The 17,387-nt window shown below is 72.0% G+C and carries 18 protein-coding genes; 15 read left to right on the top strand and 3 right to left on the bottom strand.

Annotation, left to right across the window (positions count from 1 at the left end; all coding sequences use genetic code 11):
* The first annotated feature begins 34 nt into the window (after positions 1-34).
* Genes Pdca_RS19595 through Pdca_RS19535 form a run of 13 tightly spaced genes read left to right on the top strand, consistent with a single transcriptional unit; the run spans position 35 to position 12,343 of the window.
* A complete protein-coding gene (locus tag Pdca_RS19595) occupies positions 35-1,201 on the top strand; it encodes an acyl-CoA dehydrogenase family protein (RefSeq protein WP_085915129.1) in 1,167 nt (388 codons plus the stop codon).
* A complete protein-coding gene (locus tag Pdca_RS19590; RefSeq protein WP_085915128.1) occupies positions 1,201-1,965 on the top strand; it encodes an SDR family NAD(P)-dependent oxidoreductase in 765 nt (254 codons plus the stop codon). Before Pdca_RS19595 ends, Pdca_RS19590 begins: the two co-directional genes overlap by 1 nt.
* A gap of 1 nt (position 1,966) precedes the next feature.
* The gene (locus Pdca_RS19585) at positions 1,967-3,139 is read left to right on the top strand and encodes a thiolase family protein (RefSeq protein WP_085915127.1); all 1,173 of its coding nucleotides are present in this window, start codon (positions 1,967-1,969) and stop codon (positions 3,137-3,139) included.
* Between the two features lie 2 nt (positions 3,140-3,141).
* Entirely contained in the window at positions 3,142-4,353 is a 1,212-nt protein-coding gene (locus tag Pdca_RS19580; RefSeq protein ID WP_085915126.1) for an acetyl-CoA hydrolase/transferase family protein, read from the top strand.
* Positions 4,350-5,279 (top strand): hydroxymethylglutaryl-CoA lyase, encoded by a 930-nt coding sequence (locus tag Pdca_RS19575; RefSeq protein ID WP_085915125.1) that lies wholly within the window; start codon positions 4,350-4,352, stop codon positions 5,277-5,279. Before Pdca_RS19580 ends, Pdca_RS19575 begins: the two co-directional genes overlap by 4 nt.
* On the top strand, positions 5,276-6,034 hold the full coding sequence (locus Pdca_RS19570) for an SDR family NAD(P)-dependent oxidoreductase (protein WP_085915124.1): 759 nt from the start codon (positions 5,276-5,278) through the stop codon (positions 6,032-6,034). Before Pdca_RS19575 ends, Pdca_RS19570 begins: the two co-directional genes overlap by 4 nt.
* Positions 6,031-6,885 carry a 1,4-dihydroxy-2-naphthoyl-CoA synthase gene (menB, locus tag Pdca_RS19565; RefSeq protein WP_085915123.1) on the top strand — a complete coding sequence of 285 codons (855 nt, stop codon included), beginning with the start codon at positions 6,031-6,033 and terminating at the stop codon, positions 6,883-6,885. Before Pdca_RS19570 ends, menB begins: the two co-directional genes overlap by 4 nt.
* Positions 6,886-6,893: 8 nt before the next feature.
* Complete coding sequence (locus Pdca_RS19560; protein ID WP_085915122.1) at positions 6,894-7,673, top strand: enoyl-CoA hydratase-related protein; 780 nt, start codon at positions 6,894-6,896, stop codon at positions 7,671-7,673.
* Positions 7,674-7,689: 16 nt separating this feature from the next.
* On the top strand, positions 7,690-8,727 hold the full coding sequence (locus Pdca_RS19555) for an LLM class flavin-dependent oxidoreductase (protein WP_085915121.1): 1,038 nt from the start codon (positions 7,690-7,692) through the stop codon (positions 8,725-8,727).
* 17 nt (positions 8,728-8,744) lie between these two features.
* Positions 8,745-9,548, top strand: coding sequence for an enoyl-CoA hydratase/isomerase family protein (locus tag Pdca_RS19550; RefSeq protein ID WP_085915158.1), 804 nt, complete (start codon positions 8,745-8,747; stop codon positions 9,546-9,548).
* On the top strand, positions 9,548-10,363 hold the full coding sequence (locus Pdca_RS19545; protein WP_085915120.1) for an enoyl-CoA hydratase/isomerase family protein: 816 nt from the start codon (positions 9,548-9,550) through the stop codon (positions 10,361-10,363). Before Pdca_RS19550 ends, Pdca_RS19545 begins: the two co-directional genes overlap by 1 nt.
* 4 nt (positions 10,364-10,367) lie before the next feature.
* On the top strand, positions 10,368-11,315 hold the full coding sequence (locus Pdca_RS19540; protein WP_085915119.1) for a DUF7064 domain-containing protein: 948 nt from the start codon (positions 10,368-10,370) through the stop codon (positions 11,313-11,315).
* Positions 11,312-12,343, top strand: a complete 1,032-nt coding sequence (locus tag Pdca_RS19535) for a phosphotransferase family protein (RefSeq protein ID WP_174824327.1) — start codon at positions 11,312-11,314, stop codon at positions 12,341-12,343. The genes Pdca_RS19540 and Pdca_RS19535 overlap by 4 nt, the downstream gene beginning before the upstream one ends.
* Before the next feature lie 228 nt (positions 12,344-12,571).
* On the opposite strand, the gene Pdca_RS19530 is transcribed toward Pdca_RS19535, so the two are convergent.
* From Pdca_RS19530 to Pdca_RS19520, 3 genes are read right to left on the bottom strand one after another with little or no spacing between them, the layout of a single operon-like run.
* On the bottom strand, positions 12,572-13,477 hold the full coding sequence (locus Pdca_RS19530) for an SDR family oxidoreductase (protein ID WP_085915118.1): 906 nt from the start codon (positions 13,475-13,477) through the stop codon (positions 12,572-12,574).
* Positions 13,474-14,628, bottom strand: coding sequence for an acyl-CoA dehydrogenase family protein (locus Pdca_RS19525; protein ID WP_085915117.1), 1,155 nt, complete (start codon positions 14,626-14,628; stop codon positions 13,474-13,476). The genes Pdca_RS19530 and Pdca_RS19525 overlap by 4 nt, the downstream gene beginning before the upstream one ends.
* Positions 14,628-15,428, bottom strand: a complete 801-nt coding sequence (locus Pdca_RS19520; protein WP_085915116.1) for an enoyl-CoA hydratase-related protein — start codon at positions 15,426-15,428, stop codon at positions 14,628-14,630. Before Pdca_RS19520 ends, Pdca_RS19525 begins: the two co-directional genes overlap by 1 nt.
* A 186-nt stretch (positions 15,429-15,614) precedes the next feature.
* Between Pdca_RS19520 and Pdca_RS19515 the strand changes: the two genes are divergently transcribed.
* Complete coding sequence (locus tag Pdca_RS19515) at positions 15,615-16,604, top strand: PDR/VanB family oxidoreductase (protein ID WP_085915115.1); 990 nt, start codon at positions 15,615-15,617, stop codon at positions 16,602-16,604.
* A complete protein-coding gene (locus tag Pdca_RS19510) occupies positions 16,601-17,383 on the top strand; it encodes an enoyl-CoA hydratase/isomerase family protein (protein WP_085915114.1) in 783 nt (260 codons plus the stop codon). The genes Pdca_RS19515 and Pdca_RS19510 overlap by 4 nt, the downstream gene beginning before the upstream one ends.
* Positions 17,384-17,387: the final 4 nt, after the last annotated feature.

The following is a 17,387-nucleotide window of genomic DNA, read 5'->3' as shown; positions in this document are numbered from 1 at the left end:
CGCGACGAGACGACGTGGTCCGAGGAGGTGTGCGGTGGACTTCGAGCTCACCGAGGATCAGGTGACCATCCGGGATGCGGTCCGGGACCTGGCGGGCAAGTTCGACGACCAGTACTGGATGGAGCACGACCGGGACAAGGTCTTTCCGACCGAGTTCTACGACGCGCTGGCCACGGGTGGCTGGCTGGGGATCACCACGCCCGAGGAGTACGGCGGGCACGGGTTCGGCATCACCGAGGCGTCGCTCCTGATCGAGGAGGTCGCCAAGTCCGGCGGCGGGATGAACGCGGCCTCGGCCATCCATCTCTCGATCTTCGGCATGCACCCGGTGATCAAGCACGGCTCCGAGGAGCTGAAGAAGCGCACGCTGCCGCGGATCGTGGACGGCTCGTTGCACGTCTGTTTCGGGGTGACGGAGCCGGGTGCCGGTCTGGACACCACGAACATCACCACGTTCGCGAAGCGTGAGGGCGACCACTACCGGGTCAACGGGCGCAAGGTGTGGATCTCCAAGGCCATGGAGTCGGAGAAGGTCCTCCTGCTGACCCGCACGACGAAGCCGGGCGAGGTCGCGAAGAAGACCGACGGCATCACGCTGTTCCTCACCGACCTGGACCGCGACCACATCGACATCCGGCCCATCCCGAAGATGGGCCGCAACGCGGTCACGTCGAACGAGCTGTTCATCGACGACCTGATGATCCCGGTGGAGGACCGGGTGGGGGAGGAGGGCCAGGGTTTCCGCTACATCCTGGACGGTCTCAACCCGGAGCGGATGCTCGTGGCGGCGGAGGCGTTGGGCCTGGGCCGGGTGGCGCTGGACCGGGCGGTGACCTACGGCAACCAGCGTGAGGTGTTCGGCCGTCCGATCGGGATGAACCAGGGGCTGCAGTTCCCGCTCGCGGACTCGTTGGCCCGGCTCGACGCGGCCGAGCTGATGTTGCGCAAGGCGACCTGGCTCTACGACCAGGGCAAGCCCTGCGGTCGTGAGGCGAACACCGCGAAGTACCTCTGTGCCGACGCCGGGTTCCAGGCCGCCGACCGCGCTCTGCAGACCCACGGCGGGATGGGCTACTCCGAGGAGTACAACGTGTCCCGCTACTTCCGCGAGGCCCGTCTGCTCAAGATCGCGCCACTCCCGCAGGAGATGGTGCTCAACTACCTGGGCTCGCACGTGCTGGGCCTGCCGAGGAGCTACTGATGCCCGCCCTGGACGTGTTCAGCCTCGACGGCCGGTCGGCGCTCGTCACCGGCGCCGGGGGCGGGATCGGCGCCGCCGTGGCCACCGCGTTCGCCAAGGCGGGCGCATCGGTGCTGGTCACAGACGTCGACGAGGACGCCGCCCGGCTGGTCGCCAAGCAGATCGTGGAGGCCGGGGGCAGCGCGGAGAGCCAGGTGCTCGACGTCCGGGACCGGGCGGCCGCGGACGCCGCCGCCGCGAAGGCCGCCGACCTCGGCGGCGGCACCCTGCACATCCTGGTCAACAACGCGGGTGCGATCTCGCCCGCCATGTTCGGCAAGCTCACCGAGGACGCGTTCCGGCGGATCGTCGAGATCCACCTGATGGGTTCGTTCACCGTGTCGCAGGCCGCCCTGCCGTTCCTGCCGGACGACGGCTCCGGTCGCGTCCTCAACGTCACCTCCGCCGCGGGGCTGGTCGGCACGATCGGCCAGGCCAACTACGGCGCCGCGAAGGCCGGGATCATCGGCCTCACCAAGTCGCTGGCGAAGGAGTTGGCGCGCAAGCAGATCACCGTGAACGCGCTGGCCCCGCTGGCCGCCACGGCGATGACGGAGAACATCCGCAGCAACGAGAAGCTCGCACAGAAGACCCTGGAACGGATCCCGTTGCAGCGCTGGGCCTCCCCGGACGAGATCGCGGCGAGCTTCGTGTTCCTGGCCTCGCCCGCGGCGGGCTACATCACCGGCCAGGTGCTGCCGGTCGACGGCGGGACGGTGATCTGAGATGCCGCTGCACGGTCGGGACGTCTTCCTCGTCGAGGGGGCGCGCACCCCGTTCGGCAAGGCGCACCCCGAGAAGGGCTGGTTCCGGGACACCCACCCCAACGACCTTCTCGGCGCGGTCTACCGCGACCTCCTGGGCCGCGCCGGGATCGCCCCCGGTGTCGTCGAGGACCTGGTCGTGGGCTGCACGGCCCCCTTCGGCGAGCAGTCCCGCAACATCGGGCGGAACGCCTGGCTGCAGGAGGGCTACCCGCCCGAGGTCCCGGCCGTCGTGCTGGACCGGCGCTGCGGTTCCGCGCAGACCGCGAGCGAGATGGCGGCGTCCCTGGTCGCCTCCGGGGTGCACGACGTGGTGATCGCCGCCGGCGTCGAGCACATGGGCCACGTGCCCATGAACTCCCCGGCCAGGATCAGCGAGCTTTACGGCGAGCCGTGGACCGCGCGCATGTGGGAGCAGTACGACTTCGTCCCGCAGGGCGAGAGCGCCGAGCTGATCGCCGAGCGCTGGGACCTCTCCCGCGAGGAGATGGACGAGTTCGCGGCCCGCTCGCACACCCTGGCCGCCGAGGCGATCGCGGCGGGCCGCCTCGACGCCGAGCTGATCGACTGGGAGCTCGACGGCGAGGTCCGCCACGGCGACCAGACCGTACGCCCCGGCACCACCACCGAGACCCTCGCCGGGCTCAAGACGGTGTTCCGCAAGGAGAACGGGCGGATCACCGCGGGCTCGTCCTCCCCGATCTGTGACGGCGCCGCGGGCGTGCTGCTGGCCGCGCGGGAGGCCGTGGACGCCCACGGACTCACCCCGCGCGCGAAGATCCTGGACCAGACCACCGTCGGCGTCGACCCGGTGATCATGCTGACCGGGCCCATCCCGGCGACCCACAAGCTGTTGGAGCGCAACGGCTTGTCCATCGGCGACATCGACCTCTTCGAGGTCAACGAGGCGTTCTCCTCGGTGGTGCTGGCCTGGCAGCGCGAGCTCAAGCCGGACATGGACCGGGTGAACGTCAACGGCGGCGCCATCGCCCTCGGTCACCCCGTCGGTGCGACCGGCGGGCGCCTGCTCGCCACGATCGTCGCGGAGATGGAGCGCCGGGACGTCGAGCTGGGCCTGGTCACCATGTGCTGCGGCGGCGGCCTCGGCACCGCGACCCTGCTGCAGCGGGTCTGACCATGATCGACCTGCGGCCGTACGTCCGTCCCGGCGACGGGGTCTGGTGGAGCCAGGCCGGGGCCGAGGCGACCCCGCTGGTGGACGCCCTGCTGGACCAGGTCGCGGACATCGGCCCGGTGCGCGCGTTCAGCGGGCTGACCTTCAACCGGCGGCTGCGCGAGGTGCCACCGGAGCTCACGCTCGTCTCGTACGGGGCGATGGGGGAGCTGCGGCGCAACCGGACCGTGCAGGTCGTGCCCGCGCACTACTCGGTGCTGCCGCGGCTGTTCGCCGAGCGGGTGCTGCCGGGGGACGTCGGGCTGGTGCAGGTCTCCCCGCCCGGCCCGGACGGGGTGTGCTCGCTGGGCATCGGCGTGGACTACGCCGGGGATGCGGTGCGGCACAGCAGGATCCTGATCGGCGAGATCAACCACCGGATGCCCGTGACCACCGGCACGCCGGGCATTCCCGTGGAGCGCTTCGCCGCCACCATCGAGACCGACCGGCCGGTTCAGGAGGCCCCGGACCGAGCACCGGACGCCGTGGACGTGGCCGTCGCCGCACGCGTCGCCGAGCTGGTGGAGGACGGGGACACCGTGCAGATGGGCGTCGGCGCGCTGCCGACGGCGATCATGGACGGTCTCGCCGGGCACCGCGATCTGGGCTTCCACTCCGGCATGCTCACCGACGGGGTGCTTCGGTTGGTGGAGAAGGGGGTGCTCACCGGGCGCCGCAAGGAGATCGACGAGGGCGTGCTCGTGACCGGCACCGCCATCGGGTCCGCCGAGCTCTACACCCGCCTCGGCGAGCTGCCCGTGGAGTTCCGGCCCGCGAGCTACACCCACGATCCCGGCGTGCTCGCCCGTCTGCGCCGCCTCGTCGCGATCAACTCGGCCATCGAGGTGGACCTGTCCGGTCAGGTCGGGAGCGAGGCCGTCGGCGGTCGCTACCTCGGCGGCATCGGCGGGCAGGCGGACTTCTCCGGTGCGGCGGCCCGCACCGGGGCGCGGTCGGTCATCGCGCTCCGCTCCACGGCGGGCGAGGCGTCGACGATCGTGCCGACCCTGCGCGGTCCGGTCAGCACCGGCCGGGCGGACGTCGACGCCGTCGTCACCGAGCACGGCACCGCCTGGCTGCGTGGCTGCCCCCACGAGGACTACGGCGCGCGGCTGGTCGCCGTCGCCGCCCCCGAACACCGAGACGCGCTCTCCCGAGCACTGGAGGAGTCATGAGCAGGCGGGTGCACATCCGCGAGGTCGGGCCGCGCGACGGGTTCCAGAACGAGCCCGAGCGCATCGCGACGGACGACAAGATCCGGCTGATCGAGGCGCTGGCCCGCGCGGGCTTCGAGCGCATCGAGGTGGCCAGCTTCGTGCGGCCGGACGTGATCCCGCAGCTGGCGGACGGCGTCGAGGTGCTCAACCGCATCGACGTGCCCGAGCGCGTGAAGCTGATGGTGCTGATCCCGAACAGCCGCGGGCTGGACAACGCGCTGAAGGTGCGGGAGCGCTTCCACGAGGCGGCGATCTTCGTGTCCGCCTCGGAGACGCACAACAAGAAGAACGTCAACCGCACGGTCGCCGAGACCATGGCGGACAACGCGGTCATGGCGAAGCGGATCCGGGCCGAGGGCCTGGACTGCGCCGCCGTCGTCGCCACCTCGTTCGGCTGCCCCTACGAGGGCAAGGTCGCGCTGGGCCGGGTGCTGGACCTGGCCGAGCGGTTCGCCGAGGCGGGGGCCACGGAGATCGGGTTCGGCGACACCACCGGCATGTGCAACCCCGCCTACGCCCGCGAGTTCTTCGCCGCGGCGCTGGAGCGGCTGCCCGGGGTCGAGGTCACCGCGCACTTCCACAACACCCGCGGACAGGGTCTGGCGAACGCCTACGCCGCCCTCGAGGCGGGCTGCACGAGCTTCGAGTCCAGCTTCGGTGAGCTGGGCGGCTGCCCCGTGCCGAAGGGCTCCACCGGAAACATCGCCACCGAGGACCTGGTGAGCATGTTCCACGAGATGGGCGTCGAGACCGGCCTGGACCTGCCGGCCGTGATTGAGGCCGCCCGCGAGGCCCAGCGCGTGCTCGGCCGCACCCTGACCAGCCACTCCTTGATCGCCGGTCCGATCGAGTGGCACCTGAACGACGAGAGGATCCACGCATGAGCACCCGCACCGCGTTCGTCACCGGCGGCGCCCAGGGCATCGGCAAGGGCATCACCACCACGCTCGGCGCGCACGGCTTCGCCGTGGCCGTCGTGGACCTGAACACCGAGGCCGCCCAGGCCACGGCCGCCGAGATCGTCGAGGCGGGCGGCCGCGCGATCGCCGTCGCCGCCGACGTCACCGACACCGCGTCCGTGCAGGCCGCGGTCAAGACCGTGACCGAGGAGCTCGGCCCGATCGAGGTCGCGGTCAACAACGCGGGCTGGGACGACTTCATGCCGTTCCTCAAGACCACCGAGGACTTCTGGGACCGCATCCTGGAGATCAACTTCAAGGGCATGCTGCGGGTGACCCACGCCGTCGTGCCGGGCATGGTCGAGCGCGGCTTCGGTCGCGTGGTCAACATCGGCTCGGACGCGGGCCGCGTGGGGTCCTCGCTCGAGGCCGTCTACTCCGGCGCGAAGGGCGGCACGATCGCCTTCACCAAGACCCTCGCCCGCGAGGTCGCGACCAAGGGTGTCACCGCCAACACGGTCTGCCCCGGCCCGACCGACACGCCTGCGCTGCGCAAGTTCGCCGACGCCTCCGGCCAGGACGCGGACAAGGTGATCGGCGGGATGACCCGTGCCGTCCCGATGAAGCGTCTGGGCCTGCCCGAGGACGTCGCGGCCGCCGTCGCCTTCTTCGCCTCCGACGCCGCCGGCTACATCACGGGCCAGACGCTGTCCGTCAGCGGTGGCCTGACGATGGCATGAGGGTCTCCGGCCCGCGCCTCCCCGTGGCGTGGTCGTCCGTCGGCAGGTACACCGACATCCGTCTCGACCACTCCGGCGACGGCATCGCCAAGATCACGATCTGCAGGCCGGAGGTGCGCAACGCCTTCCGCCCGCAGACCCTGATCGAGGTGTCCGACGCGCTCACCCGCTCGCGCGAGGACGGCTCGATCGGCGTGATCGTGCTGACGGGGGAGGGGCCGGACGCCTTCTGCTCCGGCGGTGACCAGCGCGTCCGCGGCGACACGGGGTACCTGGAGGAGCCCGGCAGCGCCGACGCGGTGGGCCGCTTCCACGTCACCGACCTGCAGGTGCAGATCCGCAGGCTGCCCAAGCCCGTCGTCGCGATGGTGGCGGGCTACGCCATCGGCGGCGGGCACGTGCTGCATCTGACCTGCGACCTGACGATCGCGGCGGACAACGCCCGGTTCGGCCAGGTCGGGCCCAAGGTCGGCTCGTTCGACGGCGGCTTCGGCGCGGGTCTGCTCGCCCAGCAGGTCGGGCAGAAGCGGGCGAAGGAGTTCTGGCTGCTCTGCGAGCAGTACGACGCCGCCGAAGCCCTCGAGATGGGGCTGGTCAACACCGTCGTGCCGCTGGCCGAGCTGGAGACCGAGACCGTCGCGTGGGCCCGGCGGATGCTGCAGCTCTCGCCGATGGCGCTGCGGCTGTGCAAGGCGAGCTTCCACGCCGCCGAGGACGGCCTCGCCGGGATCCAGCAGCTGGCCCACGACACCAACCTGCTCTTCTACGCCACCGAGGAGGCCCAGGAGGGCCGCGAGGCGTACAAGGCCAAGCGCATCCCCGACTTCAGCGCGTTCCCGCGCCGGGCTTAGGAGAAGACATGTCCGAGGACGACCGGGTGGTGACGTGGGAGGACGCCGGCACCGGCGTGCTCGTCGCGACGATCGACCGCAGGCCCGCCAACGCGCTCGGCCCGCCGATCATCGACGGGCTGAACGCGCTGCTCGACGAGGCGGAGCGCCGCGACACCCGGGTGCTGGTGCTGACCTCCGGCATCCCCGGCTTCTTCGCGGCGGGCGCGGACATCAAGCACATGGGCACCGTGGACGCCGAGTCCTTCGCGGCCTACGGGGACCGGCTGCGCGCGGCCGTCGAGCGGCTCGCGGCGGCGGACCTGATCAGCATCGCCGCCGTGGAGGGCGTGGCTCTGGGTGGCGGCCTCGAGCTCGCGATGGCGTGCACCATGCGGGTCTCCGGGGCCGACGCGAAGTACGGCCTGCCCGAGGTCCGGCTCGGCCTGATCCCGGGCGCCGCGGGGACCCAGCGGCTGCCCCGGCTCGTGGGCCGCGGCCGGGCGATCGACATCATGGCCACCGCGCGCCAGGTCCCCGCGGACGAGGCCGCGGCGATCGGGCTCGTCGACCGGCTGGTGCCCGCCGGGGCGGCCGAGGAGGCCGCGCTCGTCCTCGCGGGGCAGCTCAGCGGCCTGTCCCGACCGGCCCTCGCCGCCGTGGTCCGGACCGTGGACGCCGCCTTCGACCAGCCCTTCGACGAGGGGAAGCGGTACGAGGTGGAGCAGATCCACGAGCTCTTCGTGCACGGTGAGGCGCGCGAGGGGATCACGGCGTTCCTGGAGAAGCGACCGCCGAAGTTCGGCTAGGGAGGGGCGCGCGACGATGCGCGAGCAGTACGGACTCACGATCTTCACCGGCGGCCGCGGCCCCCGGCGCTTCCGGGCGGCCGCGGACCTCGCGCGCCGCGCGGAGGCGGCCGGGTTCGGGGCGGTGTGGACCGGCGAGCTCTACAACCGGTCCGCCACCGTCCCGATGGCCGTCCTCGGTGCGGCCACGGAGCGGGTCGCGATCGGCTCGAACATCGCCTACGGCGTCGGGCGCTCACCACTGATCTGGGCCGCGGAGGCCCGAGACCTCGACGAGCTCACCGGCGGTCGGATCATCCTCGGGCTGGGCAACGGCACGTCCGGGATGATGGAGAACTGGCTCTCCACGAGCGGCGAGTCCCCGGCCGTGCGGATGGAGGAGCTGGTCACCGTGCTCCGGGCGCTGTGGACGCTGCACGAGGGACCGGTGCACCACGACGGCCGCTTCTACCGGCTGCACCTCGCCCCCACGGCCGAGACGCCCGCCCCGTTCCGGGACCACCTGCCGATCTGGACGGCCGGCGTCGGTGCCCGCATGGTCCGGGCGGCGGGTCGGGTCGCGGACGGCCTCGTCGCTCACCCGATGACCACCGCGGCGTACCTGGCCGAGGTCGTCCGGCCCGAGCTGGAACGCGGCGCCGCGGACGCGGGCCGCTCACTCGACGGGTTCGTGGTGAAGGGCACCCGCATGGTCGCGCTCGACGACGACGAGGAGGCGGCCCGCCGCCGGGTCGCCTTCGCCATCGCTCAGTACGCCGCCTCCCGCGTCTACGACCGGCTGTTCGCGCTGCACGGCTGGGACGCCGCCCAGCAGCGGATCCGCGCCGCCGTGAAGGCGGGGGACCCGGTGGCCGCGGCCGCCGCCGTCCCCGACGCCGCGATCGACGCCATCGGCATCGCCTGCCGCGCCGCCGACCTGCCCGCCCGCGTCGCCGCGCACGCCGAACACGTCGACCACCTCGACCTGTGCGCCCCGCCCTGGGGACTCGACCCGGACGGGCTCGAGGACGCGACCGAGCAGATCCTGGCTGCCCTGACCCGCGCCCACGTGTGACCCGAGAGGACGACCCGATGCCCGAGACCCCGACCACCTTCCGGCTCGAACGGCCGCGTGACGGCGTGGTCGTGCTGACGCTGGACCGTCCGGCGCAGTACAACGCCATGACCGCGGTCATGTTCCGCGAGCTGGAGTCCGCCGGACGCGCGCTCGACCGGGAGCCCGCGCTGCGGGCCGTCGTCCTGACCGGCGCCGGCAAGGCCTTCTGCGCGGGCTACGACCTCGCCGACGCCGAGAAGCTCACCGAGCTCGGTGCACTGGGGATGCTGGACCTCCAGGAGAGCGCGGCTCGCGCCCTGACCGCGATCCGCGGGATCCGCGTCCCGGTGATCGCGGCGGTGAACGGCGCCGCCGCGGGAGGCGGCCTCGCGCTCGCCCTCGCGGCCGACATCCGACTGGCCTCGCCGCGGGCGAGGTTCGTCCCCTCGTTCGTCACCATCGGGCTCTCAGCCGGGGACCTCGGAACCTCGTGGCTGCTGCCGCGGCTCGTCGGCCCGGCCGTCGCGGCGGAGTTCCTCTACAGCGCCAGGACGATGGCGGCGGCCGAGGCCGAGGAGACGGGTCTGGTCAACCGGGTCGTCCCCGAGGAGGAGCTGCTCGACTCCGCGGTCGGGCTCGCCGCGCAGATCTGCGGCAACTCACCGGGTGGGGTCCAGCTGTCGAAGCGGGCGCTGCACGCGAACATGGAGGCGAGCTCCTACGCCGCCGCTCTCGAGCTGGAGAACCGTGGACAGGCGCTGCTGACCCGCAGCGACGACATGACCGAAGCGCTCGCTGCCTTCCAGGAGAAGCGCGCGCCCGTCTTCGAGGGACGCTGATGATCACCAAGCCGCTGGCGGAGCTCGAGACCCTGCGGGTCGAGCTGCGTGAGGACGGCGTCGCCGTCCTCACGGTGAACCGTCCCGACCGCGCCAACTCCCAGACCCAGACCATGTTCCACGAGCACAACGAGGCCGCCCTCGCGCTGCGGGACAGCGGCGCGCGCGCCTTGATCCTGCGCGGGGCGGGGGAGAAGGCCTTCTGCTCCGGCTTCGACCTCGCCGAGGTCGGCGCGATCCGAGCCATGGGCGTGCGCGAGTTCCTGTTCTTCCAGGAGGCCGCCACGGGCGGGCTCGCCGCCCTTCGCGACCTGCCGTTCCCCGTGATCGCCGCGATCCACGGCCCCGCGGTGGGCGGCGGTCTCGCGCTCGCGCTCGCCGCCGACATCCGGCTCGCCGCGCCCACGGCGAAGCTCTCCTGCGCCTTCGTCCGGGTCGGGCTGTCCTGCGGCGAGCTGGGGACGTCGTACCTGCTCACCCGGTTGATCGGGTACGGGCGGGCGGCCGAGCTGGGGTTCACCGGCCGCATCGTCGGTGCGGACGAGGCGGCCCGGATCGGGCTGGTCAACCGCGTGGTACCGAGCGAGGACCTCTTCACCGAGGCGGACACGCTGGCTGCGGCCATCGCCGCGAACTCGCCCGGTGGAGTCCGGATGTCGAAGCGGGCCCTGCTGCGCAACCAGGAGGTCACCTCCTACGCCGCCGCGCTGGAACTGGAGAACCGCGGACAGGCCCTGCTCACCCGAGCCGACGACATGCCCGAGGCGCTCTCCGCCTTCCTCGAGCGCCGCCCGCCGAACTTCACCGGGAGATAGCACGATGACCCTCGCCGACACCCACGTCCCCGACCCCGGCTTCGGCCCGCGCGACGACCTGCGCCACTGGCCCGCCGAGGCGGGCGGCCGGATGCGGGACTCGCTCTTCTACGAGATGATCATGCCGGACGAGCGGCTCGGGCTGCAGGTCTACCTGTACCTGACCGCGCACGGCCGAGCGGGCTTCAACGTCTCCGTCTGGAGCCCGGACACCGAGCCCCTCGCCCTCGACCTCGACGGCGGTTCCGTGCCCGAGGACATGGACCTCGACGACTTCCGGCTCAAGGGCCTGTCGATCCGCCAGCCCGAGCTGCGGCGCACCGCCGAGGTGACCTACGAGAGCGAGAAGGTCCGCCTGGAGTACCGCTTCGACGCGGTCCAGGACGCCTTCAGCTACCGCTCCAACCCCGACGGACTGCCGGAGTGGTTCGCGCAGAACCGGCTCGAGCAGACCGGGCGGGTGTCCGGTTTCCTCGAGGTGGGCGGCCGCCGCGTGGAGTGGGACCGCCGGATGGGCCACCGCGACCATTCGTGGGGCAACCGGGACTGGGGCATCCCGCACCACTGGAAGTGGTTCGTGGCCTACACCGACTCCGGCAACGCCATCAACGGCTGGATCTGGATCGCGGGCGGCGAGTGGGGCTTCGCGGGCTCGGTGCTCAAGAACGGCGTCACCGTCCCGGTGTCGCACATCGAGCACAAGGCCACCTACCACGACGACATGTCGCAGAAGCGCCTTGAGGCGACCCTCGTCGACACCGCGGGCGGGCGCACCGAGGTGACCTTCGACCGGTTCGCGCTGATCAGGCTGCCCACGAACGACAAGATGGCCACCGAGATCTGGGAGTCCGCCTGCGACGCCACGATCGACGGCGAGGCGGCCGCCGGGCAGTGGGAGACGCACTGGTCCCGGGACTACCTCAACCACCTCGTCGCGAGCCGGAACCGGTGACCGAGGAGGCACCCGCCTGGGCGTGGTCCGCGGCGGATCTCGCTGCGCTGCGACGTTTCCTGGAGGAGCGGGGGATCAGCGAGGGCCCGCTGACCACACGCCGGATCGGGGACGGGCACTCCAACCTGACCTACCTGGTGTCGGGGAGCAGCCGGGTCGTCGTCCGGCGCCCGCCGCCCCCGCCGCTGCCCCCGGGCGCGCACGACATGCTCCGCGAGGCCCGGCTGCTGCAGGGGCTCGCGGGGACCGGAGTGCCGGTCCCCGAGGTGCTCGCGACGGCGCAGGCGGACGAGGTCATCGACGTGCCGCTCTACGTGATGAGCCACGTCGAGGGGCCGGTCGTCACCACCGAGACCCCGGCACCGCTCGCCGACACCGCGTCCCGACGGGCGATCGGTGAGAGCATGGTGGACGTCCTCGCGGCGATCCACGAGGTGGACTGGAAGGCCGCCGGACTGTCCGAGATGGGCAGGCCGGAGGGCTTCAACGGTCGCCACCTGGGGCGGATGCGCAGGCTCGTCGCGGACGAGCAGGGCCGCCCGCCCAAGGCCTTCGTCGAGGTCGACGGCTGGCTCGAGGCCCACGTGCCCGCCGAGTCCGGGGCCACGATCGTGCACAACGACTACCGGCTCGGCAACGTCATCCTCGCCCCGGAGCCGCCCGGTCGGATCGCCGCGGTGCTCGACTGGGAGCTCGCCACCCTCGGCGACCCCCTGTTCGACGTCGGCAACTTCCTGGCGTCCTGGCCGGTGGCCGGGGAGCCGATGACTCCGACGGCCGAGCTGGGTGCCGCGGTGCTGGAGGAGGGCTACCCCACCCGGGAGGAGCTCGCCGCCCGCTACGCGGCGACCACCGGCCGGGACCTGTCCGAGCTGCGCTGGTACACCACGATGGCGCTGTGGAAGCTCGCGGTGCTGTTCGAGTACAAGCACCGCCGCACGAAGGCGGGCCTCGGGGACGAGTACTTCGCCGACCCTGCGCTGGTCACCTCGTTCCTCGACCGCGCGGCGGCGACCGCGGGCCGCTGACCCCGCACGCACGAGGAGGGGTCCGCCCGGAGCGGACCCCTCCTCGTGTGTGCGTCGTGCGTTTCTAGTGCCCCGTCCAGGAACGTTGGGGCCGGAATCGGGGGATCCAGGCGCCCGTGGGCAAGGCGCCGCCCCGGCCTCGTACCGGGCGTACTCGGCCTGGGCGGCAACGCCGCCCACGGGTGGCTGGGCGGCCGAGTTCGGTCCTGAACGTTTTTGGACGGGGCATTAGGGCTTGCGCTGGGCCTTGCTGGCCGCCGAGGCCGCCTTGCTCTTCTCCTTGGCCACCGCCCAGTCCTCGGCGCTCATCGCGGTCAGGCCCGCGAAGGTGCCGGGGCCTGCGAGCATCTGGCCGCCGTCCATCGCGATGGTCTGCCCGGTGAGGTAGTCGCAGGCGTCGGAGAGCAGAAAGATGGTGAGGTGGGCCAGCTCCTCGACGGTGCCGGTGCGGCCCATCGGGATCTGGTCGATCTGGGTGGCCCCCACCGAGCTCTTCTCCGTGGGGTTGAGCATCTCCCAGGCGTAGTCGGTGGGGATCGGGCCGGGGGCCAGCGCGTTGAGCCGGATCCCGTGGCGCGCCCACTCCACGGCCAGGGACATGGTCATCGAGTGCACGGCGGCCTTGGCCATCGCCGAGGGCGTGACGAACGCGGAGCCCGTCCACACCCATGTGGTGAGGGTGGAGAGCACAGCACCCGGCAGGCCTGCGGCGATCCAGCGCCTGCCCGCCGCGTTCGTGGTGTGGAAGGAGCCCTTCATCACCGTGCTGCTCACCGCGTCGAAGGCCCGCGGGCTCAACGACTCGGTCGGGGCGATGAAGTTGGCGGCCGCGTTGTTGATCACGCTGGTCAGTGGGCCGTGCTGGTCCCAGAGGGCGCCCATCGCGGCGTCGACGCCGTCGCCGTCCCGCACATCGACGGTCTGGACGTGCACCGACCCGGGACGGGACTCGGACGCTTCGGCCGCGGCCTCCTCCAGCACGGCCTGCCTGCGACCCCACAGGTGTACCGATGCGCCGTGGTCGACCAGGTGCCGGGCGACGCCGCGACCCAGCCCGGTGCCCCCGCCGGTGATCAGGATGCGCCGGCCCGCGAGGAGGTCGGGTGCGAACGGGCTCTTCTTCGAGGTGGTCATGTCCGCTCCTTCGCCGGGGCCCGCAGGCCACGGCTGATGATCTCGCGCTGGATCTCGTTCGTGCCGCCGTAGATGGGCGGGGCCAGCGCCCGACGGACCTGGCTCTCCATGCCGTACTCGCGGGCGTAGCCGTAGCCGCCCATCAGCTGCATGGCCTCCAGCGAGGCCTGCTTCGCGGTCTCGGTGCTCTTGATCTTGGCCATCGACGAGCGCGTGCCGAGGTCGCCCTCCTCGCCCGCGTCGATGCGGTCGGCCACGTCGTAGACGAAGGCCCGGCAGTGCTCGATCTCGGTGGCGAGGTCGGCGAGCCGGTGGCGCACGGCCTGGAAGGAGCCGATGGCCCGGCCGAACTGCTCGCGCTCGGCGGTGTAGGCCAGCACGTCGTCCAGCGAGCGCTGCGCGGCGCCGACCCCCATCGCGGCGATGATCACCCGCTCCACGCCGAGGCCGCGGTTGAGGTGCTCCCACGCGGCGCCCTCGGTGCCGACCACGGCCTCCGCGGGCAGCCGGAGGTCTGTGAGGAACACGTCGTTCACGACGTGCCCCTCCATCGTGTCGATGCCGCGGATCTCCAGGCCGGGGGTCGAGGTCGGAACCATGAACAGCGTCAGCCCCTCCTGCCTGCGCCCGCTGCTGTCCGTCCGGGCGAGGACCAACAGGTGATCGGCCAGGTGCGCGACGGACGTCCACGTCTTCTGCCCGTCGAGCACCCAGTCCGAGCCGTCGCGGCGGGCCCGCAGTCGCGCCGAGGCGAGGTCGGACCCCGCTCCCGGCTCGGACAGCGCGATGGCCTCGATCCCGCCCGCGACGAGGTTCCCCACGATCGTGCGGCGCTGCTCGGGTGTGCCGACCAGCAGGTAGGTCTGCGCCGCCGTCAGACCGGTGGAGTAGCCCGAGATCGGGGCCAGTCCGCGGGTGGTCTCCTCCAGGAACAGACACTCGTCGACGAAGGTGCCGCCGAGCCCCCCGTCCGCCTCCGGCAGCGAGATGCCCAGCCATCCCTGAGCCGCGAGCCGCCGCAGCAGTTCGGGGCTGTTGGTCTCCGTCCCGCCCGCGGTGAGCGCGTCGCGCTGCGCAGCAGAACCGCACTCGCGGTCGCAGAACGCGCGCACCTCGGCGGCGAAGCCGGCCTGCTCCGGGGAGAACCGCATCAGTGCGTGCGGTAGTTGCCGAACTTGGGCTGCCGCTTCTCGTTGAAAGCGGTGATGCCCTCCTTGGCCTCCTCGGTCTCGCCGAACATCTTCAAGGTCGTGATGGCCATGTTGCCGATGCTGATCATGTGCTCGGTATCGGTGTTGAAGGACTGCTTGAGCACCTTCAGTGCGGTGGGGGAGTAGGAGTTCATGGTGTCGGCCCACTCACGGACCGCGCTGCGGAGTTCCGCCGCGGGCACGACCTTGTTCACCAGGCCCCAGTCCAGGGCCTCCTCGGCGGACAGCCTGCGCAGCATGAACCAGATCTCGCGGGCCCGCTTCTCGCCGACCACCCGGGCCAGGTAGCTCGAGCCGAGACCGGCGTCGAACGAACCGACCTTGGGGCCGTTCTGGCCGAACGTCGCGGTGTCTGCGGCGATGGTGAGGTCGGCGAGGACGTGCAGCACGTGGCCGCCGCCGATGGCGATGCCGTTGACCGCTGCGACGACGGGCTTGGGCACGTCGCGGATGACCCGGTGCAGAGCCTCCACCTCGAACAGGCCGGTCTCCGAGGGCCCGTAGTCGCCGGACTCCATCCGCTGCTTCTGGTCGCCGCCGGAGCAGAACGCCTTCTCCCCGGCGCCGGTCAGCGCGAGAACGCCGACCTCGTCGTCCGCCCAGGCGAGCTTGAACGCGAAGACCAGTTCGTCGACGGTGCGCGCGCGGAAGGCGTTGTACCGATCCGGACGGTTGATGGTGATCCAGGCGAGGCCGTTGTCGACCTCGTAGGTGATGTCGGTGAACTCCTCGGGCTTCATGCTGCCCCTTCCTCGGCGATGAGAGACGTGGAACGGCCGACACCACGCGGCGGCGACGGCGGCGGTCGGCCTGCGGTCAGGAGCCTAGGTCGTCGGCTTGAGTTTTGGCCAGACCTTTATATCATCAGCCCGAAACTTCCGGAGCGGCGAAGGCCGCGGCCGGCGACCCGAGACCAGTGGGCGGCGATGACGAACACGACAGTGCAGTCGGGTGCGAACAAGGACCTGACTCTCGAGGAGGCCCACTTCAGGGCCCGGGTGGAGGCGCGCGAGGAGCCGGCCGACGGCGTCGTCGGTCTGACCCTCGTGCCCTCGGACGGCGGGAGGGTTCCGTCGTGGAGCCCCGGCGCCCACATCGACCTGGTGCTGGAGGACGGGCTGGTCCGCCAGTACTCGCTCTGCGGCGACCCGCAGGACCGGACCCGGTACACCGTGGCCGTGCTCCTCGAGCCGGAGGGACGCGGCGGCTCCCGCCGGATCCACGAGACGCTGCGGGTGGGCGCCGAGGTGGAGGTCCGCGGGCCGCGCAACCACTTCCGCCTGGAGCCCGCCGAGCGCTACGTGTTCGTGGCGGGCGGCATCGGGATCACCCCGATCCTCGCCATGACCGGCGAGCTGGACCGGACCGGCAGGCCCTGGACGCTCGTCTACGGCGGCCGCCGTCGGGACTCGATGGCCTTCGCCGACCGGCTCGCCGCACTCGGCCCGCACGTGCGGCTGTGGCCGCAGGACGAGCGCGGCCTGATCGACCTGGCGGACGCGCTGGGCGACCCCGCCCCGGGCACCGCGGTCTACACGTGCGGCCCCGAGCCGCTGCTGCGGGCCCTGGAGGAGCACTGCGCGGCCCACTGGCCCGCGGGCAGCCTCCACCTGGAGCGCTTCACCCCGCTGGACGTCGACACCACCGGCGACACGCCGTTCGAGATCGAGCTCGCGGACGGCCGGGTGCTCACCGTGCCCGCGGACCGGTCGGCGCTCTCGGTGCTGGCCGAGGCGGGCCTGGACATCCTGTCCTCCTGCGAGGAGGGCACCTGCGGCACCTGTGAGGTCGAGATCGTCAAGGGAGAGGTCGACCACCGCGACACCGTGCTGACGCCCGAGGAGAAGGAGGAGAACTGCAGCATGATGGTCTGCGTCTCCCGCGCCGCCTGCGCGCGCCTGAAGCTCGACCTGTGAACGCCCCGGTCCGCTACGAGGTGGACGAGTACGGTGTCGGAACGCTGACACTCGACCGACCCGAGTCCCGCAACGCCCTGAGCGACGAGGTGCTCGACGCCCTGCTGGCCGCACTGGAACGCGCCCGGGCCGACTCCGCGGTCCGGGTCGTGGTGCTCGCCTCCGCCGACGACCGGGTGTTCTCCGCGGGCGGTGACCTCAAGGCCTTCGCCTCGGACGCCCCCACCATCGAGAAGTACGCGGGGCTCGACCGTTTCCCGCGGCTCTTCACCCTGCTCGGCGAGCTGGGCAAGCCGGTGATCTGCGCCGCCGGCGGCGACGTGCTGGCGGGGGCCTTCGGGCTCGCCCTGGCCTGCGACCTGGTGATCGCCCGCCGCGGTGTGCGCTTCGGCTGCCCGGAGATCAACGTCGGCGTGTTCCCGTTCATGATCTCCGCGCTCATCTACCGCTCGATCGACCGGATGAAGGCGAACGAGCTGATGATGCTCGGCGACCCCGTCGACGCCGACGACGCGGCCCGGCTGGGCTTCGTCAACGTCGTCGTCGAGGCCGAGGACTTCGACACGACGGTCCGGGACTGGGCGCGCAAGGTCGCGGCGAAGTCCCCGCTGCTCATGAGGCTGGGCAAGGAGGCGCTCGCCGCGACCCGGGACCTGGCCCTGCCCGAGGCCCTCGACGCGCTGCGCCCCCGGCTCGCCCTCGCCTTCACCACGGAGGACATCAAGGAGGGCGTCGCCGCCTTCCGGGAGAAGCGGGACCCGGTGTGGCGGATGCGGTGACCGC

This window comes from Pseudonocardia autotrophica (assembly GCF_003945385.1).
Taxonomy (GTDB): Bacteria; Actinomycetota; Actinomycetes; order Mycobacteriales; family Pseudonocardiaceae; genus Pseudonocardia; species Pseudonocardia autotrophica.
This window is presented reverse-complemented; position numbering and strand designations above follow the sequence as displayed.